The 24332-nt window shown below is 60.6% G+C and carries 16 protein-coding genes and 1 pseudogene; 7 read left to right on the plus strand and 10 right to left on the minus strand.

Features of this window, described 5'->3' with window-relative positions:
- Positions 1-164: 164 nt before the first annotated feature.
- The 5 genes and pseudogenes from BQ8482_RS10165 to BQ8482_RS10200 all read right to left on the minus strand — a co-directional run bounded on the left by BQ8482_RS10165 (position 165) and on the right by BQ8482_RS10200 (position 12614).
- On the minus strand, positions 165-4775 hold the full coding sequence (locus BQ8482_RS10165; protein WP_123147513.1) for an nSTAND1 domain-containing NTPase: 4611 nt from the start codon (positions 4773-4775) through the stop codon (positions 165-167).
- Positions 4776-6729: 1954 nt separating this feature from the next.
- Positions 6730-6911 (minus strand): annotated as a pseudogene (locus tag BQ8482_RS40305) (GNAT family N-acetyltransferase); the annotation flags it as partial.
- Between the two features lie 112 nt (positions 6912-7023).
- The gene (locus BQ8482_RS10180) at positions 7024-9513 is read right to left on the minus strand and encodes an adenylate/guanylate cyclase domain-containing protein (RefSeq protein WP_244602720.1); all 2490 of its coding nucleotides are present in this window, start codon (positions 9511-9513) and stop codon (positions 7024-7026) included.
- A gap of 59 nt (positions 9514-9572) precedes the next feature.
- Positions 9573-10691 (minus strand): branched-chain amino acid ABC transporter substrate-binding protein, encoded by a 1119-nt coding sequence (locus BQ8482_RS10185; protein ID WP_374120276.1) that lies wholly within the window; start codon positions 10689-10691, stop codon positions 9573-9575.
- Positions 10692-11558: 867 nt separating this feature from the next.
- Complete coding sequence (locus BQ8482_RS10200; protein ID WP_123147516.1) at positions 11559-12614, minus strand: polysaccharide deacetylase family protein; 1056 nt, start codon at positions 12612-12614, stop codon at positions 11559-11561.
- Positions 12615-12705: 91 nt separating this feature from the next.
- On the opposite strand from BQ8482_RS10200, the gene BQ8482_RS10205 reads away from it, so the two are divergent.
- The gene (locus BQ8482_RS10205) at positions 12706-13935 is read left to right on the plus strand and encodes a GNAT family N-acetyltransferase (protein WP_123147517.1); all 1230 of its coding nucleotides are present in this window, start codon (positions 12706-12708) and stop codon (positions 13933-13935) included.
- Positions 13936-13981: 46 nt separating this feature from the next.
- Here BQ8482_RS10205 and BQ8482_RS10210 read toward each other — a convergent pair whose 3' ends face one another.
- Complete coding sequence (locus BQ8482_RS10210) at positions 13982-16171, minus strand: GumC family protein (RefSeq protein WP_123147518.1); 2190 nt, start codon at positions 16169-16171, stop codon at positions 13982-13984.
- Positions 16172-16531: 360 nt separating this feature from the next.
- On the opposite strand from BQ8482_RS10210, the gene BQ8482_RS10215 reads away from it, so the two are divergent.
- The 4 genes from BQ8482_RS10215 (at position 16532) to BQ8482_RS10230 (ending at position 21131) form a co-directional block, all read left to right on the plus strand.
- Complete coding sequence (locus BQ8482_RS10215) at positions 16532-17095, plus strand: polysaccharide biosynthesis/export family protein (protein ID WP_123147519.1); 564 nt, start codon at positions 16532-16534, stop codon at positions 17093-17095.
- 5 nt (positions 17096-17100) lie between these two features.
- Positions 17101-18231: a glycosyltransferase family 4 protein gene (locus BQ8482_RS10220; RefSeq protein ID WP_123147520.1), complete on the plus strand. Its 1131-nt coding sequence runs from the start codon at positions 17101-17103 to the stop codon at positions 18229-18231.
- Positions 18232-18339: 108 nt separating this feature from the next.
- Positions 18340-19875 carry an undecaprenyl-phosphate glucose phosphotransferase gene (locus BQ8482_RS10225; RefSeq protein WP_123147521.1) on the plus strand — a complete coding sequence of 512 codons (1536 nt, stop codon included), beginning with the start codon at positions 18340-18342 and terminating at the stop codon, positions 19873-19875.
- Positions 19872-21131, plus strand: a complete 1260-nt coding sequence (locus BQ8482_RS10230; protein WP_123147522.1) for an O-antigen ligase family protein — start codon at positions 19872-19874, stop codon at positions 21129-21131. Before BQ8482_RS10225 ends, BQ8482_RS10230 begins: the two co-directional genes overlap by 4 nt.
- Positions 21132-21784: 653 nt before the next feature.
- Here BQ8482_RS10230 and BQ8482_RS40035 read toward each other — a convergent pair.
- A complete protein-coding gene (locus BQ8482_RS40035; RefSeq protein ID WP_280178809.1) occupies positions 21785-21907 on the minus strand; it encodes a hypothetical protein in 123 nt (40 codons plus the stop codon).
- 10 nt (positions 21908-21917) lie between these two features.
- Positions 21918-22163: a DNA ligase-like domain-containing protein gene (locus tag BQ8482_RS39095; protein WP_244602721.1), complete on the minus strand. Its 246-nt coding sequence runs from the start codon at positions 22161-22163 to the stop codon at positions 21918-21920.
- Between the two features lie 483 nt (positions 22164-22646).
- On the opposite strand from BQ8482_RS39095, the gene BQ8482_RS10245 reads away from it, so the two are divergent.
- A complete protein-coding gene (locus BQ8482_RS10245) occupies positions 22647-23231 on the plus strand; it encodes a HEPN domain-containing protein (protein ID WP_123147524.1) in 585 nt (194 codons plus the stop codon).
- Between the two features lie 286 nt (positions 23232-23517).
- Here the strand turns inward: BQ8482_RS10245 and BQ8482_RS10250 are convergent, their stop codons facing one another.
- Complete coding sequence (locus tag BQ8482_RS10250; RefSeq protein WP_123147628.1) at positions 23518-23697, minus strand: DUF3606 domain-containing protein; 180 nt, start codon at positions 23695-23697, stop codon at positions 23518-23520.
- A 112-nt stretch (positions 23698-23809) separates the two neighbouring features.
- Here BQ8482_RS10250 and BQ8482_RS38060 point away from each other — a divergent pair, with 112 nt between their 5' ends.
- Positions 23810-23968, plus strand: coding sequence for a hypothetical protein (locus BQ8482_RS38060; protein ID WP_165848503.1), 159 nt, complete (start codon positions 23810-23812; stop codon positions 23966-23968).
- Between the two features lie 15 nt (positions 23969-23983).
- Here BQ8482_RS38060 and BQ8482_RS37650 read toward each other — a convergent pair whose 3' ends face one another.
- The gene (locus tag BQ8482_RS37650; protein ID WP_133254737.1) at positions 23984-24205 is read right to left on the minus strand and encodes a hypothetical protein; all 222 of its coding nucleotides are present in this window, start codon (positions 24203-24205) and stop codon (positions 23984-23986) included.
- Positions 24206-24332: the final 127 nt, after the last annotated feature.

Raw genomic sequence — 24332 nt, forward strand, 5'->3', positions numbered from 1 at the left:
CAGAACCTTCAGGACACTATCCGAAGATCACTTTTTTGCACCCGGTTTCAAAATTGCGGTTCAGCAAGGCAGAATTTTTGAATGCCAGAACTGCCATTCGCTCTTAGCTCGGAACGGCTGACGCCGACCATCGCGTGGTGAGGTGACAGCGCATTGGAGCGATATCAGCTTGGACAGTCGCCAACTTCACCTTCGACAGGAAGGAAGAAACGTCGTCGTTCGCAGGCGGTCAGTTCGCGTGGAACAATCCCACGTGCGTAGTCAATGAGGTCCAGAGGTGTTTGGAACGCGCGAATTATTCGGACGCTATCATCACCGGACACGATTGCGATCCTCGTTCCATCGGAATTGAAAGCCGCGCGCATCAGCGCCGGTCGGTTGGCCTCGTCCTCCCGGCTGGCAAGCACTGCGATCTCGCGCCCCGACTGCGCCGCCCAGAGCCTGACCGTGCGATCCTGAGACGACGTCGTCACGACATACAAACCGTTAGGACTGATTTGCGCGCTGTCCACTGCGCCGCTGTGACCCCTGAGAACGACCTTTTCTGTTCCTACCGGAACGCTCCAGATTCGAACGGTCCCATCGCGTGAGGCAGTTAGGAGAGACTGACCGTCCTGGCTGAACGCGACTGCTGTCAGCTCGTCGCTGTGGCCCTTCATCGTCGCGACACTGTTTCCGTCCTTGATCGACCAGATCCGCGCGGTGCGGTCGAGTGAACCCGTGACAACCAGTTGGCCGTCTGGACTGAAAGCGGCCGCGGTGATTCGGTTCTGATGCCCGATGAGAACCTTGAATTCAGTTCCGTCCGTCTTCAAAAGGTGGGCAGCGTTGTCGTCCGTCGCGGTAAGGACGAGATCCCCGTCCCGGCGGAAAATCGCCTGTGGCAACTTCCCGCTTGTCTTGATGGTGGCCAGTTCGGCGCCGCTTGCCGCGTCCCACAACTGTGCGGTACCGTGAGCCGAACCCGTCGCTAACAGGTCTCCCTTGGGACTAAATTGAACTTGAAGTAGCCCGTCACGAGATTTGAGCTGCGCGACCTCGCGTCTGCTTGCAACGTCCCAAACAAGAACTCGGCCCCCAAGAGATGCGGTTGCAACGCGACTTCCATCAGGGCTGAACGTCGCACTTTGGACAGTTTCGTGTGTGTCAAGCTCGGCTATCTGACGTCCGCTTACAACCTCCCACAGGTGCGCTGCGCTATCCCCACCTCCAGTCAAAAGGTGCACATTATCGGGACTAAAGACCGCAAAGGTCGGCGGATATTCATGGGACAGCGCAGTTGTCAGAACCCCGTCGATATCCCAGAGCCGAGCGGTGCGATCGTGAGATGCAGTGAGAAGAATGCTGTTGTTAACTGGGCTGAATTCCACATGCTCGACCAAGGCGTCATGGCCGATGATGGTGGTGAGCAGCGACGTGCGCTCGACATCCCAAATACGAACCGTGCCGTTGAGGGAAGCGGCAGCCAAGAACCGATCGTCTTGGCTGAAGACGCTGTTCATCTCCTGATCGCGCTCATCCGGGCCCATGTAACTTAGTTTGAGCCCCGAGGACTCCTGGCCGAGCACGCCAAGCAAATTACCCGAGATTCCGTCCCAGAGTCGTGCGCTACCATCGAGTGATACCGTCGCAATTCGACGGCCGTCGTGACTGAACATTACGCCTTGTAATTGTGTGTCGCTCTTGTGGCCGGCCAATGTCGCAATTTCCATGCCTTTCGACACGTCCCAAAGATGCGAACGGAAAGGGTATGAAATTGGGCCCCACGAGCTTATCAGGATCCGGCTTCCGTCCGGGCTGAATGCGACGCTGTACGGCCAAGCGTTAACCCGCAGAGTCCGGTTCAGTTTGCCATCTTCCGCATTCCAGATAAGAACGGAGCGTCGATCGCCTTGTGCGATTGCGAAGCTCTGGCCATCGGGACTAAAGCTAGCCAGGGAGCTTCCACGTCTCTCTACACTTAGGATTTTCCTTCCGGTTTGAGCGTCCCAGAGTGATGCATCGCTGTTCTCCCCCGCTGTCAGCACCCGGGTGCCGTTTGGGCTGAAAATCGCCGTAGGAAAATTGCCGACCGGCTGAAGTAAAAAGAGCTGCTCCCCTGAGGTGGCGTTCCAGATGCGCGCGGTGCCATCTCTAGCAACTGTAACGACGCGGCTTCCGTCCGGGCTGAACTCGGCTCTCTCAACGGCGCCTTGGTGGCCCTTCAGAACCGCAGTCTCGGTACCATTCAGGGCGTCCCAAATGCGTGCCGTTGCGTCATGCGATGAGGTGACAATGCGGTCGCCGGTCCGATTGAAAGCTGCATGTGTCACACTGGCGTCTTGGTGGAAGATCCTCGTTTGACGATGCGCTAACAAAGCCTTGTAAAGCGCGGCCTCCGCATCAACGATGTACGGGCGTCTGTGTTCAGATGTGCCCGTCGGCAGCGCTTCGAGCGCCAGCAAAACCGCGGCCTCAGTATTACCGCTCGTTGCGGTTTGCTGCGAAAGAAACGCAAGCGAAAGAGACTGGTTGCGCAGCGCCTGGTCGCGCGCCTCAAGGGCCTTCCTCTCGGCCGACCTGGCCTTGTCCGCGCTCATTTGCGCCAGCACCGCCTGCCGCATTGCTTCCTGCTGTCCTCTGAACCCAATGAATGCGCCTGCTCCAGCCAAGAGAGCCAACACCGTCGCGACACTGGCCGCATAGCGCGTACGTCGTGCCAGCTGTATCGCAGCAGTTGCTGCCAGATCCCGACGCTCAGCTTCTCCCGCGAGCCGGTCGGCCTCGCGCTCCAAGCGTTCGCGTCTTGCTACTTCAGCAGCCTCGATCAGTGCCCGCTCTGCTTGCCGGTCCTTCTCCTCTCTCTCCTTCTGGGCACGTGAGGACGCCTCGATGTATTCAACGACTTGATCGTCGACTTCCTGGCGTCTCGACAGCAGCAATTCCTCGCCCTCGGCGAGACGCTTGCCGGACGGCAGCAAAAGATCGCGGTTCCTGTTGTCCGAGTGCCATCGATGGGCGTCAGCCTTGAGCCGAGCCCGCGTCTCGAGGAAGCTCCTATTCGCGTTGACAATGTCGCTGGCGCGCGGCCAGCGGCTGAGCAGCGCTTCATGGGCCACGCGGACGAAGACATGGCCCGCGGCATCTTCATCACTGACGAGGAGCCGGGCGGCGATCAGCGCGTCGACGAGAGCCAATCGTGCCGGCTTTCCAGCCACTTCGCTGAGCAGGACTGGACTTGCCGTAACAGTTTCATCGCCCGGACGCACCGTGGTGAGAGCGCGCAGCACCGCCGGCAATGCCTCCTGGATGTCGGGCGGGAGCGCGTCGACGACTTCATCGGCGCGGCGCGCGATCGCCCCTTCGAGGCCGCCAAGCGCACGATACGCAGCAAAGGTGAGGATCCGGCGCTCCCGGCCTACCTCGTACAGCGCATCGAGAACGAATTCGAGAAGCGGCAACGATCCGGGATCGGCGGCTGCCGCGTCCTGCAGCACATCATCGAGCCGCCCCAGATCGGCGCGCTCCTCGAAGCGGAGTGCGGCAGCACGAGCCGGCTCGCGAATGATCTGGGCGATCTCAGGGCTCGTCGGCGGCAAGAGCTCATAGCTGCCGAGGCCGTCCTTCAGTGTCGAGAAGCCTCGGACTTCGCCGCAGCGGTGAAAGAAATCCGACCGGATCGTCGCAATCACCCAGACCAGTCCGCTGCCGGCGAACGCCGCCAAGAGCCGCACAAGCCCTTCGCGCGACGCCGGTTCCTTCTCCGTCGTGAACAGCTCCTCTGTCTGATCGATGGCGATCAGCAATCGTATTTGCGAAGGGACCGAGCCAGCGGCGGTGGCCGCTTTGCCGAGTGCCTGGCGGATCAGAGTCAGCGCGCGATCGGGAGCGCTTCGACAGAGTTGAGTCAACTCTGCCGCTGTCAGTTCGAGAGCCAACTCGGGCAAAGCACCTTCGCGAAGCAGTCCCGCGGTCAACGAGGCGACAGCATCAGGCCCTTCGGACGGGCGGATCAGGCAACGGCGCCACAAACTGATGCCTACCACTGCGCCGGGTCGGGTGATTGAAGGCATCAGCCCCGCGCGCAGAAGAGAAGACTTGCCGGAGCCGCTCATCCCGTAGATGAGCAAAAATGCTTTGCCGTTGGCTGCCAGCTGCTCCAGCCTTTCGGTGCAAGCAGTGATCGCCCGCGCTCTGCCGAAAAAGAGGTCGGCGTTTTCAAATTCGAAGACGTCGAGACCGCGAAAAGGCGACCTGACCTGTTCCTCCGAAGCGAGGGGTACACGATAGACGTGCACAGGCCGGGCGATATTCTTCACCTTGTGCTCGCCAAGATCGATGAAATCGAGCGAAAGCCGATCGCGAGCCTGCGCATAGATCGCCTCGGAGACACATATTCCGCCCGGCCGTGATAACGGTTCCAAACGCGCGGCGACGTTGACGCCGTCGCCCATGAGGTTGTCACCCTCTACGACGACATCGCCGAGGTTGATGCCGATGCGAAATCGCAGGCGGCCTGGCTCGGGGAGGTCGGCGTTCTGTCTATCGATCTCCAACTGGATTTCGGTGGCACACCGCAGCGCCTCGACAGGGCTTGCGAACTCCGCGATGACACTGTCTCCGGCGCTGCCGAACACCCGTCCCTCATGGTGCACAATCAGCCGGTCAATGATCTGGCGATAGGCTCTCAGGGTCGCAAGAGTACCTTCCTCATCCCTGCCTATCAGCCGGCTGTAGCCGACCACATCGGCTGCAAGGATGGCAGCCATTCTGCGCTGAACGCGATCCGCGGCCATAGCCAGCTCCCGCAATCCTGAAGCATCCTAAAGGAAATGGCGGCCGATGAGGAGGGAGGCACCAAGCTTACCCGAAGGACGGCGTTGGCAATTATTCCTTTTGACCTCAACGCACAGTTTCCGCCTTTGTAGCGGCGAAATCCAATCCCAGTCGGTTCTGCCACTACCAGCATAATTCTAGTTTTAATGATCGTCCATTGGACCTCCATCCCGTGGCGCACTTGCGACAACGGGACACCGGCATAAGTCCCGCCTACCGACCGAAGATCGCGTTTTCGCACACGGCTTCAAAATTGCCATTCGCAAACGACCGGGGTTTGACCTGACCCGGACTTCCAAAGGTGGTTCCACGGAACGGCAGCTAGGGGTCACGACGTTCCCTTGACCTCCCATCAGGGATGGTCCGCAAGGGGTCGGTTCTTGCCGTCCACCGGTACCAAGTGTCAGACTTTCACCACTAGATGGTGACAAGCATCTTGCCGGCATTGGCCAGCGGCGTCGTCACCCCCGACAGCATCGCGCGGATATGGTCAACGCGCTGATAGCGACCGTTGACCGAAATGCGCGGCAGCGCTTGCAGGAAGGGCCGCGCTCAAGCAAAGCGCGAGCTGCATCTCCAGACGATGCTCGGGCAGGCGTGCATCGCTCGCCACGGCTACGCCGCGTCCGAAACCGCCGCCGCTTTCGCCCGCGCCCGGGATCTGGTCGAGGCCGTAGGCGACGTGCCACAACAATTCCCCGTGTTGTATGGGTTCTGGGCTGTCCAATACGTCCGGATGGCGGTTCGAGAGCAGCAGAACCTCGCCGGACATATTCTCGCCTTGGCCGAGCAGCACCCCGACCCGGAGCGACTGTGCGTAGCGCACCGGATTTGCGGGGCGACTAACGAAATGATGGGCGAGTTGCCCGCCGCCCGGGAGCACCTCGAGCAAGCCATTGCGCTGTACGACCCGGAGCGGCACGGTTCCACGGCCTTTACGTTCGGACAAGATCTTGGGGTTGCCGTGCTGTCGCATCTGGTTTGGGTCCTGTGGCTGCTGGGCTACCCCGATCAGGCATCTCGCCGGCAAGCCGAAGCATTGGCGTTGGCGCGCCGTGTTGGCCACAAGAACACGCTACGGTTTGCCCTAATGTACAGCGCGATGGCGGGTGCTTATGGCAACAACGCCGGATTGGCCGCGGAGCACTCGGCATCGTTGCTGGAATTGGCTCGCGAGCAAAAATTTGATCTGTGGAGAGCTGGCGCGACGGTGGTCAAAGGTTGGGCCATTGCTCGCCAAGGGCGCGGGGAAGCCGGCATTGCGGCGATCGAGCGCGGTCTCGCGGAGTGGACGAGCAGTGGCGCGGAATGGATGCGCCCTCTCTTTTTGAGCCTGCTTGCCGACGCCTGCGCACTCTCCGGTGACGTGCGACGGGCACTCGACTTAGTGGGAGAGGCTCTGACAGCGGTCGAGCGTACAGGGCAGTGCTGGCCGGCCGCCGAACTGCATCGATTGCAGGGGCAATTTCTGACAGCTCTGCCGAACGGCGCAAGACCAGCCGAAGCAAGCGCCGCGTTGCAGCGCGCGATCCAGATCGCCCGAAGTCAATCCGCGAAGTCCTGGGAGCTACGCGCTGCCACCAGTCTCGCCCGACTCTGGCGCGACGAGGGCAAGCATGCCGACGCCTGCGATCTGCTCGCGCCGGTTTATGCTGGGTTCACCGAAGGCTTTGCGACACCGGACCTCAAAGAGGCTAAAGCAACGCTCGATACCTTGAGGGTGAATAGAGTCCATGCCAGTCCGCCGCCAGCCATCTGCGGCCTTCTTGCTCGTCGTCGATCCTCTGCGGTATCGCCCGGCCATGGCCGCGGCGAAAGGAAGGATTCGCTGGGCCGATTTCCTTCCACTCAGGCAAGTACACGGACGCGCCGCCACATCCGGACATGCGGGCTATGCGCGCCTGGGCAAGGCAGTCAGAGCGCTCGGCGCATTACCAGCGTGTCTACAAGCCCCAGAACCGGATGCTCGAAACCTTGCGGAATCGTTCCGACAACGTCGAATCCAAGATGACGCCAAAGCTTGACCGCGCGTTCGTTGGTACTCACCACGCAGTTGAACTGCATGGCCGGAAGCCTCGCGCAGCCGCGTGCCCCAGACCCCGCGCACAAAGGTGCAGGGCACGAAGGGCGTGATCGGTCGCAACGGCAGGCTTGCGCGATAGACGGATTGGGGACAGCCTACGGTCTCTTTTGGACCACACGTTGCGGTTACTCGAGTTTGTCACTTTCAGTAAGCAGTCTCAATGCCCGCCGCAGAATATCTGCTGCGGGTTCTCGGTCGTCTTTCGTCATCGCTTCAAGATCAATATCGATCCTCACGTTGGAATGCTCTTCCCGGAAATGTCGCCGTTCTCTCCCGAGGTTCTCGAAAGTGTCGACAACCCGATAGGTGGCGACTGGATACGAGATGCCCTTCACCTCTATCTCGCCATGTTCCTCACTGCGGATCTGATCCTTAACGTGCGCGAAAGTCTCGTACGAGATAAGGATTTCCCCTGGCGTGGCCAGTGATTGCAGGCGAGACGCGGTGTTCACGGCCCCCCCGATAATGGTGTAGTCCATCCGGTCCGCGCTACCGAAGTTTCCCACGGTACAATAGCCGGTATGAATGCCCATCCTGACCCGCAACGGCTTCTCAATGCCCGAGTCTCGCCACAGGTCGGTCAGATCATGCAATTTCTTCTGCATGGCGATAGCCATGTTCACACACGCGAGAGCATCTTCTTTGACACCTTTGGATTCGGGATCACCGAAGAAAATCAGCATGGCATCGCCAATGTATTTGTCGATGGTCGCGCCATAATTCACACCGATTCGGGACATCTCCGTGAGATAGTGGTTGATCAGCTGAGTGAGCTCTTCGGATTCCATTCGGTCCGCGGTTTCCGTAAAGCCGGCGATGTCCGAAAAGAAGACCGTCAACTTCTTGCGGCTGCTGGCAACCTTGACCTCTTGCTTGCCGCTGAAAATCGAATCATAGAGCTGAGGGGAAAGATATTTCGCTAGCTGGCTGGACAGCTGCTCTAAGGTCTTAGATTTTTGCTCCAACGCTTCAGACTTTTCGGAAAGTTCCTGCTCTCGGTGCTTGAGCTCAGTGATGTCCGCGTATACCGCGACGGTGCCGCCATCTTCAGTCTTTCGCTCGCTGATCAGAATCCATTGATCTTCGCTTCTTCGCTGAAGGTGAGGCTGACCAGGGTTGCGATGAAGCGCTAGACGTTCGGCAACCCAGGCTTCGATGCGCCCCTCAGCATCACGGATAAGCCCGCGCTCAGCAGCTGCGCGAATGATCGATTCGAAGGATGTTCCCGGCCTCACGACATCCTCTATCCACGGATATAAAAGCTTCCTGTACCTGCTGTTGCAGACCACCAGCCGGTCTTCGGCGTCGTAGAGCGAAAAACCTTCGAAAATGCTCTCGATGGCGTCAATCAAGCGTCGGCGTGCCTCATTGATTTCCCTTAAGTTGCTCTCTCTGACCTCGACCGCAGTGTCCCTGAACACAACGAGTGCCTTAGCCATGCCGCTGATCTCGTCATCGCCGCCGCCCGGAATAGTCGCTTCCAGATTACCATCGGCGATCGCCAGCATGCTGTCGCTGAGCGCGGTCAGTCGGGCAATCAGATGGCGTCCGACGTAGAGCCAGACGATGAGAATTGAACTTATTAGGCTCAACCCGACCACTGCGAGCAAAACCCCAGTGCTCCATTGCTGCACGGAAATTGCGCTACGGTTCGCCATGTTTATGTCTTCATTTGTCGCTGCGACCAATCGATCCACCACGTCAGTCAATTGGCGAGAAAGGTCGACGTTTCCATCCAGCCGCAGTCTCGCGTTGTTCATTATTTCGAGCTCGTGCTCGCGGGCACGAAGGATACTATTCGGACCGTCTATCAAGCTTCGAAATTCCTTAGTTCGATCCGATATGCGTGATCGCAGCATTTGATCCATGTCGGCAGCGACGCGCTCCAACGAACTTACCGAACGCTCCAGCGGAAAGCTCAGAATCGGTAGATCCGCCAATTGAGAAACCGAGGCACGAAGCAATGTGTCGTAGATAGTTGATTCCTCGAACTGCGCCTTCTGCAGTGGCTGTAAAGTGGCAATTGATTGGGCCACCTTAGCGATCGTCCGCGATTTTTGGTCAGACGTGATGTCGCCATCGTCAATCGACTTACGCAAGCGCGACAGGTCTGCCTCCATCACCCGGAGGCCGGGTGCGAGTAAACGCAGGGTAGCAATATGCGTATTGGACAGCTGGCGAAGCAGCTCAGCTTTGCGGTCGCGGGCCTCAAGTTGCCGAGAAATCTCGGTGCCTAACGAATCTAGATTAATAACTAGGTGCTCTACAGATGGCTCTATTAGATTGAGATATTTAGCACTAACGCCGCCGAGCTTGACGTCGGACAGTAGATCCTTGAGTCGCTCGACCTCTACAGCGATCCTACTCGACAATTGCTCATGTTCTATAGATGTTGCGACAGAAAGATAGGCCGGGGCCATCGAGACGACACGCTCGGCCTGACGAGACAATTGCTGAGACGCTAAGGCGGCCGGGACGCGTTTCTGAGTGATTTGGTCGAGGACTTCACCGACCTGGAGAAATGCATACATGGCGGCCGCCGCGGCGAATACGGCAAAGGCGCTGATGCCCAAGAAGGCCAAGAATAAACGACCACGAACCCCAAGCTGTTGCAATAGTTGCCGCCTCCCTTGGTTTGACCGGCGGTGTTCGCGGTTCCGTGACTTCTGACGGCTTACTTTGCTGGCACGTACTCCCCCTTCGTCCAGCGATACCAGACGTAGCCGGGAGCCGTTACGTCACCATTTTGATCAAAGCTGATCTCCCCCAAAACTGTGTGGAATCGATGGGTTCGCAAAGCCTTGATTACTGCCATGAGGTCGAGTGAACCGGCTATTTCGGCAGCTTGCGTCCAAGCTTGTACCGCCGCATATGTGTGAAGCGTGTATCCCCCGGGTTCGAAATTCTGCGCACGAAACTGATCGACGACCTCAGCTGCTTCTGGATTCATTCGGGGATCAGCGCCAAATGTCATCAGCGTGCCTTCGCCCGCTGGACCCGCAACCATCCAGAACTCTTCGGTGGTCAAACTATCCCCTCCAACAAGCTGAACCTCGAAATCTTGATTGTTGGCCTCACGCAGTATTAGTCCCGCATCGGCGCCATAACCGCCGAAATACATGACGTCGATGGCCACCGCTCGCATGCCGGACACCAGCTCCGCGTAGTCGCTTTTGCCCGGCATATAGCTTGCGTACATGGCCTCTTTGACACCGCGCTTGTGCAATTGCTTCCGGGTTTCGTCAGCAAGGCCCTTACCGTAGACTGAGTTGTCGTGCAGGATGGCGATGCTCTTGTCTGCCCACACATCCGCCAGGTAATTGCCGGCCACAAGTCCTTGCTGATCATCGCGGCCGCACACTCGAAAAACATTGGCACCACCCTCGTCCGTCAGTTTCGGATTGGTCGAGGCCGGCGAGATCATGAGAATGCCCTCTTCCTCGTATACTTTCGACGCCGGGATTGAGGAATGAGAGCAAACGTGCCCCGCGACGAAGACAACGCCGTCAGTCGCAAGCTTTCGCGCCACTGCCACAGCCTGCTCGGGATCGCAGGCGTCATCACCGACCAACAGTTGGACACGCTGGCCGAGTACGCCACCCTTGGCGTTGAGATCCGCCACGGCCAATTGGGCGCCCTGCTGTATCTGCTCGCCCCTAAAGATGTTTTGCCCAGTCATCGGGCCGGCGACCGCTATCGCGATCTCCGCCCGAGCGGCCACTGAGTTGAGTGTCATTAGGGCAACAACTCCAAATAACCGGATTAGCAATCTGGCCATGGTCAATGCCTTCATAGTCGGTACTCCAGTGGTCCCGCACAGTCCCCAACCCGTTCGCAGCTCTCGGTGATCAGCGCGATGACGTAGGTCGGATGGGTGTGAAGCTCAAAGCTATGCTGCCTGAAGCGTGCCTTGAGCAAGCCAAGGTTCGCGGAAGCGTGCGTAGCGCGAGAACTCCTTCCTCTCCTGCACGCATCAATCCTCGAGCTGGTCAATCTGGTTCAAGACGAGTGCCGGCCAACTCTCCTATCCACGCGGCAACGCAGGAGAGAACCATGCTTCATAATGATCCCATCGCCCCCATTACGCCAGAGTCATCGCCTGGCGTCACCGCATCCACCCCAATCCCGAACTCGGCTTCCAGGAGAAGGAGACGGCGCGCTTCGTCGCCGATCAGCTCAAGTCGCTCGGCCTGGAGGCTCATAGGCATCGGTGGACCCGGAGTCGTCGGCGTCCTTCGCAGCGGGCGTGGCCGCACGATCGGGCTTACGGCCGAGCTCGACGCCTTGCCGGTCATCGAGAAGACCGGGCTGTCCTATGCATCGACCAAGGACGGCGTCATGCATGAGGTGCCCGGATCGCTGACCGAACGCGATCCTGTCAACTTGGGTTGCCGTGCGGCGGCCCAAAGGCGGCTCCCCAAAAGGTTCTCTCTTTTGTTCGGCGGCATTTTCAAACAGGCATTCAAATCTATACGTTCGAAAGTTTGGCGCGCCGTACGAGATTCGAACTAAGACTGGGCGTCCGCTGTCGGCGCAAGCAGACATCTGGTCGAGCAATTTGGTTGTCGCCTTCGGGTCACGACGTTCCCTTGACCTCCCATCAGGGATGGTCCGCAAGGGGTCGGTTCTTGCCGTCCACCGGAGTGTCAGACTTTCACCACTAGATGGTGACAAGCATCTTGCCGGCATTGGCCAGCGGCGTCGTCACGCCCGACAGCATCGTGCGGATATGGGCAACGCTCTGATAGCGGCCGTTGACCGAAATGCGCGGCAGCGCTTGCAGGAAGCCGGCATGTTCGGCGCGCAGCACGCCGTGACGCGTCGTCACCGCCGAGGCATAGCCGGCGTCGCGGGCAAAGCCGACTTCGCGGTCGCCAACGGCGCTGGCATAGCCATAGGGATAGGCGAAATGGCGCGGCGCCTCGCCGAGTTCGGCCTGCAATATGCGCCTGACGTCGTCGACCTCGTGCCGCGCATCGGCTTCGGGAAGCCGCTTCAGATTGCGATGATTGACGGTGTGTGCGCCGATCGTCACCAGCGGATGCCCTGCCATGGCGCGGATCTCGTCCCAGTTCATCAACATGCTCTGGCGCGCGTCCAACTCGATGCCGTTCGACCGCGCCAATTCGCGCAGCACCGCGCGCTGGTCCTCCTCGCGGACCTCCAGCGTCAGATAGTCGTGCAGGCGCGCAAAGGCCTGGAGTTTCTTGCCCGGGGTCGAGCAGTCGATCGTCACCGGACCGTTGGGTGTCGTCAGAATCAAGCGGTCGCGCGCGCTGACGATGTCCTCGACCACCTCCCACCATAGATCGGCGGCGCCGTTTATCAGCCCCGGCGCAACGTAGATGGTGACCGGCGCGCCGTGCTTTTCCAGCACCGGCAGCGCCTCGGTCATGTTGTCGCGGTAAGCGTCGTCGGCGGTGATCGCCGCGAACTGGCCACCCTTGCCGCCGGCCTTGATGCGCTCGATTGCCTCGTCCAGCGTGACGAATGTATAGCCGTGCGCCTTCATGTCGGCGATCACGGCGTCGAGGAACTCAGGCGCGATATTGAGATGCCGGTTGACACTATCAGGCTTTTCCGGCGTGGCAGTAACCCGATGCAGCATCAGGATGGCGCCGATGCCGCCGACAAACGGCTTGGCCAGCGGGGCAAGACCGGTATAGCGGACGATGTTGAGCGCCAGCTTCCGGACCGCCTCGCCCCCGTCGATCATTCATTCACCTTTTGCGCCTAGGCTCATCCAAGCACGGAATGCGCCTATGCGAGCCCCCAATCGCGGTGAATACGCCCTAAAGGATTGAGGTATGGTTGACGCCACCGCGTCATTTGACGGCAATCGGCTCGAAGCCATGGAGGCGGCGCCGCGCGCGTTGCCTGCGGATCATGCCGGCCTATCGGTCTCGGTCGCCGACGGTGCGGCACTTGCGGCCTATGCCGAGTTCTGCGGTTCGGCGCTGTTCGCGCCGGCGCAGAGCCCGGCCTGGATTCTGAACTGGGCCAGATATGCCGAAGCGGACACCGTTTTGGCGACGCTGAACGCTGAAGGCAGGCCGGCTTTTTCGTTGGCGCTGGAAGTCACCAGCCGCGGTCCGTTCCGCGTCGCCCGTTTCATGGGCGGCCGCCATGCCAACGGCAATTTCGCCGCCGCCGACCTGTCTTGGCTGACCAAGGCGGATGGCGCGGCAGTCCGCTCGATGCTGGCGGCGATCGCCAGGGCGCGGCCGGACATCGACCTCGTCGCACTGGAACGGCTGCTGCCCGATCTCGACGGCATTGCCAATCCGCTTCTATCCGTCCCGCATTTTCCCAGCCCCAACCTGTCGCTGGCCGTCGACTTGGCGGGAGGTTTTGATGCACTGCTCTCCCGCGCGAGCGGCAAGCGCAGGCGCAAGAGGCACCGCTCGCAGGCGCGCAAGTTAGAAGCCGTCGGCAGCCACCGCCGCATCGAGGCGCAGACAGTGGACGAGGTGAACAGACTGCTCGATGCATTTTTCGAGATGAAGGAGTTCCGCTTCCGCAAGATGGGCGTCGCTAACGTCTTCGGCGAGCCGAAGGTTCGTGCTTTCTTCCGCGCGTTGTTCGTCGAAGCGCTTTCCGACGACAAGCCGTCCTTCGTGCTGCACGGGCTCGAAGTCGCGGGCAAGCTTCGCGCCGTCACCGGATCGAGCCGCTCGGGAAAGCGCCTGATCTGCGAGTTCGGAGCGATCGCCGACGACGACGTCGCCCATGCCAGCCCCGGCGACTTCCTGTTCTTCGACAACATCGAGGAAGCCTGCGAGAGGGGGTTCGATGTCTATGATTTCTCGGTCGGCGACGAACCCTACAAGCGGCTGTGGTGCGATATCGAGACCCAGCATTTCGAGGTCCTGATTCCGCTGACGATGAAGGGCCGCGCGCTGGTGTTTGTCCTGCGGCAAAGCGCGCGCCTGAAAGCCTTCGTCAAGAACAGTCCGACGATCTGGAAGCTGACCAAGATGCTGCGCCGCAGGACCGCCGGACAGGCAGCACCTGCCGCGGGCGAAGACGACAGCTGATCGCTGCCGAGATTTCCGGGATGTTCAAGAGAGTTATCGAACCGTCTCAGGCGGCGGAGCGCCGTCCGGGTACCGGCGTCCCTGGCGTCTCGTGGCCGACCGGCGTCACCAGCGTCAGGTCGGGATAGCCGCTCTCGATCAGCTCGACTGCGGCCTGAGCCACCTCGTCGTCCGGCTCCAGCAGCGACAGGAAGACCTCGGTGTCCTCGCTGACAAGGCGGCTGATGCCTTGCGCGTCTGCGGGTCCGCATTCGACCACGACCAGATCGTAGGCGGTGGTCAGCGACTGCATGATGATCGGCAGGCGGTCGGCGGCGCGCATGGCGCGGACCGGATCGGCGGTGCCGACGGGAATGACGTGGCAGTCCGAATAGAGATCGGGGTGGATCACGTCGCTGAACTGCGCTTCGGAGGCGAGCAGATTGGTGATGCCCGGGAAAAGTCCGCTGTCCAGCATTGGCCGCGAGGCGGCGCCCGAAGCGGTGAGATCGAGCAGGAGCACACGCAGGCCGGCGTCGGAAACCTCACGCGCCACCAGCACCGCCGAGGCGGCCGCCTCGTCGCCTTCCGGCGACACGAATATGGCGCGTGCCGCAGCGCTTGTGATCAGTTTTTCCACCGCCCTGTCGATTTCGACCTCGCCAAGGGTGGGGCGCGCCGGCTCGACGTCCTCGCCAGTTGCCGGGGCAGTTGCTTGCGCCGCGGCAGCCGCTTCCGGCTCTGCCTGCGCTTCCGCCGCCCGATCCTCGACGTCCTCGATATCGGCCGGTTCGCAGTTGGACGGTTCGCGGGCAACCGGCATCGCGACCTGTTCGATCCGCTCGAAGCGGGCGCCGGCGGCCGGCCGCATGGCGCGACCCGAAAACAGCTCTTGCAGAAGCGAAACGATCGCCATGACCAGCAACGAGCCGACGAAGGCCGCACCGGTGATCGGCAGGATTTTTGGGAAATAGGGCTCGGACGGCGCCACCGCGCGGGAAAAGACGCGGGCGTCGACCGGCAGATAGTTGCTGTCCTTGCGCGAGGACGCCTCGCGGTAACGGGTGAGATAGGATTCGAGCAGTTGCCGCTGGGCGGTCGCTTCGCGCTGCAGCGCGTCCAGTTCGACCTGCTGATCGCCGGCGCGCGCCGATGCCGCCTTCAGCGTGTTGACGTCGGCGACAAGCTGGTTTTCGCGGGCCTGGGCGGTCTGCGCCTGCGTCATCAGCCCTTTCATGATCTTTTCCGCCTCGTTGCGGATCTGGCGGTCGAGATCGGCAAGCTGCGACTTCAGCGCCCGGATGCGTGGATGATTATCGAGCAATGAGGTGGAAAGGTCGGCTATGTTGGTCTTGAGCTCGACCTGCCGCTCGCGCAGCCGCTGGATGAGTTCGGAAGACAGCACCTCCGGTACCGCATCCAGCGAGCCGCCATTCTGCAGCGCCCTGCGCACGCTGTCGGCAGTCGCTTCCGCCGAGGCGCGACTGGCCCGCACCCGCGACAGTTCGCTGGACAGTTCGGAAAGCTGTTGCGTGGCGAGCACCGAATTGTTGCCGCCCATCAAAAGATCGGACTGGGCGCGGTAGCTTGCTACCTTGGCCTCGGCATCCTTCACCCGCTTCGACAGGTCGGCGATCTCGGGCGCCAGCCAGTCGGTCGCGGCGGAATTCGATTCGATATTGGCATTGCCCTGGACGGAGATGTAAGCGTCGGCTATGGCGTTCGGAATTTCAGCAGCGAGCCGGGGATTTTCCGAAGAGAATTCGATGACGATAACGCGAGATTTTTCAACGCGATAGACGTTGAGCTTCTCGCGCATCTTCGTCAGCACGCGTTCTTCCGGCGGAATCTCGTTGGGGTCGCTTTTCAGGCCGGCGATGACGAGCAGACGGCTCAGTACCGGCATGTCCGCAGTCTCGTCGAATTCGGCAAGCCGCGACAAATTGAGCTTCTGCGCCACCTGCTTGAGGATGTCGGTCGAGGAAATGACCTCGACCTGGCTGGTCACGCCTTCCTCGTCGAGAATCGGCTTGTCGTTGTCATTGGTGCCGTCGGGGCGCGTATAGACCGATTCACGCGTTTCGATCAAAAGCCGTGTTTCGGCCCTGTAATGCGGCGTGGCGAGCCAGGTGAGCGCGAACGCCAGGCCGGTTATGACCAGCGCGACGACTAGAATGCGCAGCCAATTCCTCGCAAGGCTTGCGAAGAGCTGCCTGAGATCGACGTCGACATCTGCGGCCGCGGATTGAACGGACATGCATCCTGCTCCGGTACCTAAAGCACGTCGCGTTGAACAGGTTCATGCGACGCGCTTAAGCTCTTGTTTTCATGCATGTCGTTGCCCCAAAACCGCTGCGCACTTTTGGGCGACATGCATTGGTCAGGATGCACCGTAAACAACTATGGTAACTCAGCCGTTAATATCGCGGTAAGCATCTGTTAGGTTTTTACTCGCAAGCGGCAGGTAAAAGCATCGGAACCGGCCGTCTTCTGTCGGTTGCCGCCGCTTCGGCCGCGCGCCTTTACCGGCCATTAACCCTAACGGGATGATAACGGGCCTCGATCTCCAGAGTTTGCCGCGGTGTAACGGCGGCCAGTCGAAGGTACGTGTCCGGTCATGAAAAGCACTGCTTCCCTCTTCCGTGCGCTGCTCACCGTGTCGTTGCTTGCCGGCTGCTCCAGCTACCGGCCGGCGCCGGCCGCCTTTCATAAAATGCTCGATCAGCCTTATCGCCTCGGTGCCGGCGACCGGGTCCGCCTCACCGTGTTCGAGCAGGAAGGGCTAACCAACGTCTACAGTGTCGACCAATCCGGTTACCTGTCGATCCCGCTCGTCGGCGCCGTACCGGCGCGCGGCCACACCGCACAGCAACTCGAAGGCGAGATCGCCGACAAATTACGCCAGGGTTATCTGCGCGATCCGGACGTTTCGGTCGAGATCGACCGCTACCGGCCGATCTTCATCATGGGCGAAGTCGGTGCCGCGGGCCAGTACTCCTATGTTCCCGGCCTGACCGTGCAAAAGGCGATTGCCATCGCCGGCGGTTTCAGTCCCCGCGCCAACCAGGAAAGCGTCGATATCACCCGCGACATCAACGGCAAAGTCATGACCGGTCGCGTGGCCACCTCCGACCCGCTCCTGCCCGGCGACACGGTCTATGTTCGCGAACGCCTGTTCTAGTCCACGTGGCGGACATACTCAGGATCGTTCACTGCTTTCGCTCACCTGTCGGAGGGATTTTTCGTCACGTGCGCGACTTGACCGAGGCGCAGGTCGCCGCCGGGCATGCCGTCGGCATCGTCTGCGATTCGACGACGGGCGGCGACTTCGAGGAACATTTGTTCGAACAGATGAAGGGCACAATGGCGCTCGGCATCCATCGTACGCCGATGCAGCGGCATGTCGGACCGGGCGATCTGGCCTCGGCCTGGCGCACCTTCGGGGTTATCAAGGAATTGCGGCCGGACGTGCTCCACGGGCACGGCGCCAAGGGTGGCGTCTATGCCCGCCTGTTCGGCTCATTGTTGCGGGTATCAAGGTCTCGCGTAGCCCGCCTTTATTCGCCTCACGGCGGCTCTCTTCATTATGACGAGACCACCGCCACGGGGAAGCTGTTCTTCGCGCTCGAACGGTTCATGGCGCGCTTCACCGACTATCTTCTGTTTGTCTCCGATTATGAAAGGCAGACATATCGCAGGAAGGTCGGCGAACCGCCCATCCCGAACGACCTTGTCTACAACGGCCTGAGCGCCGCCGAGTTCGAGCCGGTGCGGACCGAGCAGAATGCGGCCGACGTCCTCTATATCGGCATGATGCGCGACCTCAAGGGACCGGACATCTTCATCGATGCGCTGGTCCTTGCCGGAACGCGGCTCGGCCGCCCAGTCAAAGCGGTGATGGTCGGCGACGGCGACGACCTGCCGCGCTACCATGCGCAAGTGAAGCGGCTCGGGCTCGAAGGCCATATGCGCTTCCTGCCGCCGATGCCGGCGCGAAACGCCTTCGCGCTGGCCGAACTGGTTGTCGTTCCCTCGCGCGCGGAAGCCATGCCCTACGTCGTGCTGGAAACGCTCGCCGCCGGCAAATCGATGATCGCCACCGCCGTCGGCGGCATCCCGGAAATCTTCGGCGCCGGTTCCCCTGCCCTGATCCGGCCCGACCCGCGCCAACTCGCCGACAAGATGAGCGCGGCGCTGGCCGACCCTAAGGCCTATAGCAGCCTGATGCCCGACACCGCCGACCTCGAGGCGCGATTCGGCGCCGACGTGATGGCCGCCGCGATCGAGACGGCCTATTTCGCCGCGATCAAGCGTTAGCCCCAAAGGGCGCCTAACCCCAAAAGCTTCTCCAAAGCCACCTGTTGTTTCAAGGGTTTCTTAGCTCTCATTTGCTATTCACCTGAGGGAAGCTTTGCGGATGCACCCATGAACGAGATCGATCCCGCACGCCGCTTTTCGATAGACGCGGTGCGCAAATTCGACGGCCCGGCCAGCGGCGATAAGCTTGGCGGGATGAACGACGTCGCCCGTCAGGTCGCGTCGCAATACCGGCGCGATACCATGTCGCCGATCATGGTCAGCGGCGTCCTGCGCATGGTCGAATTCGCGCTGCTTTTCCTGTCGGGCCTCTGCGTCTATTTCTACCATGTCGGCTTCTTCAGCCATCTCGCCTGGCAATACCCGCTGACGATCGCCGCCGCCTCGTTCCTCGCCGTGGTGCTGTTCGACGTCACCGACTGCTACCAGGTCGTCTCGTTGATGCGGCCGCTCGCCAGTTTCGGCCGTCTGCTGCTGGTCTGGGCCGGCACCTTCGCCTTGATGGCGCTTACGGCATTCGCCATGAAGATGTCGGAAGACTATTCGCGCCTGTTTTTCGGCACCTGGTTCGTTGTCGGCTTCATGCTGATCTTCGGTCTCAGGCAAATGATGTCCAAGCTGATCCGGCGCTGGGCGCGCAACGGGCGCATGGAGCGCCGGGCCGTCATCGTCGGCGGCGGCACGGCGGCGGAAGTCCTGATCCGCTCCGTCGAAAAGCAGCCCTACAACGACATCCGCATCTGCGGCATCTTCGACGACCGCGGCGACAAGCGCTCGCCACCCATCGTCGCCGGATATCCGAAGCTCGGCACCGTTTCCGAGCTCATCGAGTTCGCCCGCATCGCCCGCATCGACATGCTGATCGTGTCGCTGCCGCTGACCGCCGAAACGCGTGTCCTGCAGCTTTTGAAGAAGCTGTGGGTGCTGCCGGTCGATATCCGGCTCTCGGCGCATTCGAACGCGCTGCAATTTCGGCCGCGCGCCTATTCCTATATCGGCTCGGTGCCGATGCTCGATATCTTCGACAAGCCGATCAACGACTGGGATTCGGTCGCCAAGCGCGCCTTCGACATCGTCTTCTCGATCATCGGCATCATCGTGTTCTCGCCGGTCATGCTGGTGACCGCGATCGCCATCAAGCTCGACAGCAAGGGACCGGTGCTGTTCCACCAGAAGCGGCATGGCTTCAACAACGAGATCATCGAGGTCTACAAGTTCCGTTCGATGTACACGGACAAGGCGGACCCGACGGCCAAGCAGACGGTGACCAGGAACGACCCGCGCGTCACCCGCGTCGGCCGCTTCATCCGCAAGACCTCGATCGACGAGTTGCCGCAGTTCTTCAATTCGCTTTTCGGTTCGCTGTCGCTGGTCGGGCCGCGCCCGCATGCCATTGCCGCCCAGTCGCACAACCTTCTCTACAATGAGGTGGTCGACGGCTATTTCGCACGCCACAAAGTCAAGCCAGGCGTCACCGGCTGGGCGCAGATCAATGGCTGGCGCGGCGAGATGGATACCAACGAGAAGATCCGCATGCGAACGGAATACGACCTCTATTATATCGAAAACTGGTCGCTGCTGTTCGATCTGAGGATCCTGTTCCTGACACCGATCCGGCTGCTCAATACGGAAAATGCCTATTGAGCGCCGTCACGCGTGAACTGCCGCCGGCCGCAGTCAACGCCAAGCTGATCGCGCTGATTGCGTCGGGCGCGGTTTTCCTCGGCGTCTCCCTGTCCGGCTTCGTCATTGCCGAGCCTGCCCCATACGACCTCTATATGGCCGGGCTGATCGTGGTGTGGGCCTTGTTCGGCCTGCGCATATCGCGCGCGGCGGCGCCGCTGCTGGTGCTGCTGGTGGTCATGAACATCGGCGGCATGATCTCGATGACCCAGATGTCGGATATTGCCGGCACCCCGCTCTATCTCTCCGTGTCGCTGTTCCTTGCCTTCACCGCGGTGTTCTTTGCCTCGGTGACATCAGTCCAGCCCAGTCTCTACCGGGTGATCTTCCTGGCCTATGTGATGTCGGCGGTGCTGACTTCGCTGCTCGGCATAGCAGGCTATTTCCATGCCTTCCCGGAGGCGGAGATCTTCACCAAATACGACCGCGCCACCGGCGCCTTCCAGGATCCGAATGTGTTCGGGCCGTTCCTGGTGCTGCCCGGCATCTACATGCTCTATCTCCTGCTGACAGGGCCGATCTCACGCATGCCGTTGCTGGCAGTGCCGCTGCTGATCATCACGGCCGGCATTTTCTTCTCCTTCTCGCGCGGCGCCTGGGGCATGTTCGGCGTTTCGGCGATCCTGCTCACCGGCGCCCTGTTCCTGCAGAGCGCCAGCGGAAAATTCCGGCTGCGTGTCGTCGTCATGACCATCGCCGCCATCTCGCTGCTGGTCATCGCGATGCTCGTCATCCTGCAGCTGCCGGGCGTCTCGGAGATGTTTTCCAGCCGCGCCCAGCTGGAACAGAGCTACGACACCGCCCGCCTCGGCCGCTTCGCCCGCTACACGATCGGTTTCCAGATGGCGCTGGAGCATCCGCTCGGTATCGGCCCGCTCGTCTTCGGCACGATTTTCGGCGAGGACACGCACGACATCTGGCTGAAGATGCTGATGGACTATGGCTGGCTCGGCTTCGTGTCGTTTCTGACGCTGACCTGCTGGACGATGTCAGCCGGCTTCCGCATTCTCCTGCGTGACAGGCCGTGGCAGCCTTACCTTCTGTGCGCCTATGTCGCCTTCATCGGCAATATCGCGTTGGGCACCTTCATCGACATCGATCACTGGCGCCACGTCTATCTGCTGCTCGGCCTGATCTGGGGCGCCATCGCATTGGAATACCGCCATCAGCGGCAGTTGCGGCCGCTGGCGCTGCCTGCGCCGGCGGCTAAGGCATGATGGATTTCTGGGGGCAAGTCTAAGTTTTGAAATGGTCGGAGTGGCCGGATTCGAACCGACGACCCCTTGACCCCGAGGAAATTGGGCGCAAAGCGGATTTCTATTTAAAGTCATCGCGTTATGCCGTTTTCCCCTTCCTAGTTCGGGACTTTTTTCGGGCCTTCGCGGCAGCGTTTTGTAGCAACTCCATTGCTGCGGCCACCTCTTCGTCCAGCACGTGGGCGTAGCGAGTGTTGGTCTTAGCCATTGCCGTCGAAGATGGCGGGAACTCGCTACAGGGCTGGTGATGGGCATAGGCATAGCCGTCGGCATGGCGCTGGCCGGATGAACTTAGGCGAGCGTTGCGCAATCCAAGGTATAGGCGGCAACGCCATCACTACGACCGCGGCAACGGCCGTATCCGGGGGCGAAACGTTGATCGTCATCTAAGCATCCACCAAACGATGGCCGCACACAGCAAAAACACGAACGCGGCACCCGCGATCAACATACCTCTTCGCGTTCGCCACCTTGGCGGCTCAGCCGGCACAAGCCTGAACCGCTGGGCATGCTCCGTTGCGAGTTTCAGTAGGGCTGCAGCCGTTTCGCGCGGCGTCCACCCCTTCGCTTCCGAGGCGGTCACCAAGGCTGCAAATGCGACTTCCAAGGCGACTTCACAGTTGATCGATCAGGTGATAGATCGCATTGGCGTCGCCCGGGAGCGCTTGGCTGAACTGGATGCGGATGTCAGGCGGGATGATGCCGGTCAGGATGTCGCGGCGCTCTTGAAGCGCCATGTCGCGCAGGTCAGTCGTGGCCGTTGAGGTGCAGCAGATCGAAGGCAACAAAGTAGAGATCGTGCTGGCGCCGCGTGATGGCCTTGCGCAAAGCCGCGAAATCCGACAGGCCGGCATCATTGAGCACGATGATCTCACCGTCGATGATGGCGCTGTCCAAGCGAGTGACTTCGATGCGGCGGCCAGGTCGCGGTATCGCCGTCCAGTCCAAGCCACGGCGGGTGAAAATGCGCGTGCCGATTTCGTCAACGATCATTTGCGCTCTTGCCGTCGAATTTGACCTCATGAAGCCACACGCCACCCTCGGGAGGCTTCTCAACCAAGGTCGGCAGTAGTGGCGGGACAAACTTCAAACGCATGCATTTGACTCGCAAAACCGCGATTCAATTAGCATGCTCTTAATTAGTTCCGGAAAATTTTAACGAATCGTTGACCGCGCTGTCCCAGAATAGGACGGCGCGGTCAAACCCCCAAACGGGCCGCGCTGGCGGCTCCGGCAATTCGCCTTCCCGCGCCACTGTCGGAGCCGCTACCACATTCCTCCAAAATACCAGCAACGGTTGAATCAACTGTTACCGCACGTGCTTTACAGTGCGCTTTCACAGTCGTTAGACTTTGATGGAACAGGGCCTCGCCTCGTCCGGGCGGAAGCCCGTCTTGCCCTCGCGGCTCGAAACCGGCATCTTCCTAGCCATGGGGATGTTGCAGCGAAAAAGCCAAAGACGGTCTACGCGCCGATATGACGCCCTATGGCGTGTTCATCTTCGCCAAAACCTACAGGTTGAACGCCGATGTCCTAGTGGTCCCACAGATCGGGCCAAGCCTGTCCGATCACCCGAGAAGGTTTCTCTACTTCCAGGCGCTAGAAAACTATCTCCGGTGCTTCCTTCTGCTCCTGGGCAAAACGCCGGATGAAGTCCGCGAGTACCAGCACCGTTTCGGCAAAATGCTTGATGAGAGCAAGCGCCTCGGGCTTGTGGTGCCAAAGGCCGTGGAGAAGTTCATCCACTCGCGACGTCTTTCAAATGACTACACACGCATAAGGTACGATTTTAAGCTGGATGATCCGGAGGATCCAACGCGACAGCCTCCCCCATGCAACAAATGCAGCATGCGGTCAGGATGCTCGAACAGGCCGGTCGGCCGCGCTGTCGAGGCAGCAGACCCAGAGTTCATAACGATGGGCGATCTAAAACTCTTCAAGATATCGTTCGGCCAATGTAAGGCCGTGATCCAGGCCGTTCCGGCGCAGCACCTTCGCGAGCGGCCAGTTGTCATTGGCTGCTTCGCGTGGCTCGCCGGCATACCAAACCCGACGCGATGAATTGCTCCGGTAAGGGCCGTCTCCCGAGCGAGTGATAGGCGTTCCTAGGGCCGTTTGACGCGGCATGGCGACCATTCGATCTCATCGGTCTCGGGCTTTCTACGATTGTCGTTAACGGCGATACCGGCCTCGAGCGCAAGTTGATCGAGCTGTTTGAAAGACATTGGATTTTCCCCATGAAGCCATCCGCCAGGATGGTGGTGAACCGGCCAGGCCGGGCAGTCCGTTTCCGCAAAGTGCGGGACGGTAGAAAAATCAAACGCGCCAGCCAAGGATCGGAAGGCCTCTAGTCGTCTTCCTTCTGGATTTCGGCTTCTTCCCTTAGCTTTTGCCAGTCGGCCCCGTGCTTGCGAAGCAGGGCTCGCGCTTGTTTCGGCGTCACGTCTGTGACCTCCGTCAAGTGCTCAACCTCAAGCTCTGCACCTTTCTTGACCCGGCTCGCATCGGTCGATTTCTTTCGGGCCACCTCTGCGCCTCCTTGCTCCACGGTCAGTAGCAACGAGTGTCGAACGTTGAGGTTCCACCCATGTGGAACTATCTGCCGGCCGCATGGTTTCTACCGCCTAAGGGAGACAACTATGCTTAGACTGTTGCTCGCTGCAGGCGCCCTCTACGCGGCATTCCAAATTGGTAGAGAATACGGCCGCGCCGAAGCCGAAGCGTTGCTATCGCCGCCTGTCGATGACGAGCATCGCCCGACGGCAAGCGACGAGGCAGAGTTCGGCGAGCCGCCATAGGGCGCTTGCTCATCGTCATTCGCGGGCTTCAAGTCTGGCCTGATCTTCCAGAATTCGTTCCAACTGATGCGGCGAGCTTGAACGGTGCCGTCGCCGATGGTGACGGTGTGGGAAGTGGTCATAGGGGGCTTCGTGGATGGCGCTCGAGGCTGCCGTGATCTCTGCATCGAACTTGGCGACGCACGGAAAACGCGCGTCGCCAGGGTTGGTGGCGAGCACAATAGAAAGGATACGCATTTCGGGTTCCTTAGAGGAGTTACGCAGGCTAGATTCGGATACGCCCCGAAAGTGCGATCAGTGCGGCGGCATGTTCCAGCCCGGCAGTCCAGCGGCTCCCTACTGTTGCGCAGAATGCCGGAATCAA

Origin of the sequence: Mesorhizobium delmotii (genome assembly GCF_900149755.1) — a bacterium.
GTDB lineage: Bacteria > Pseudomonadota > Alphaproteobacteria > Rhizobiales > Rhizobiaceae > Mesorhizobium > Mesorhizobium delmotii.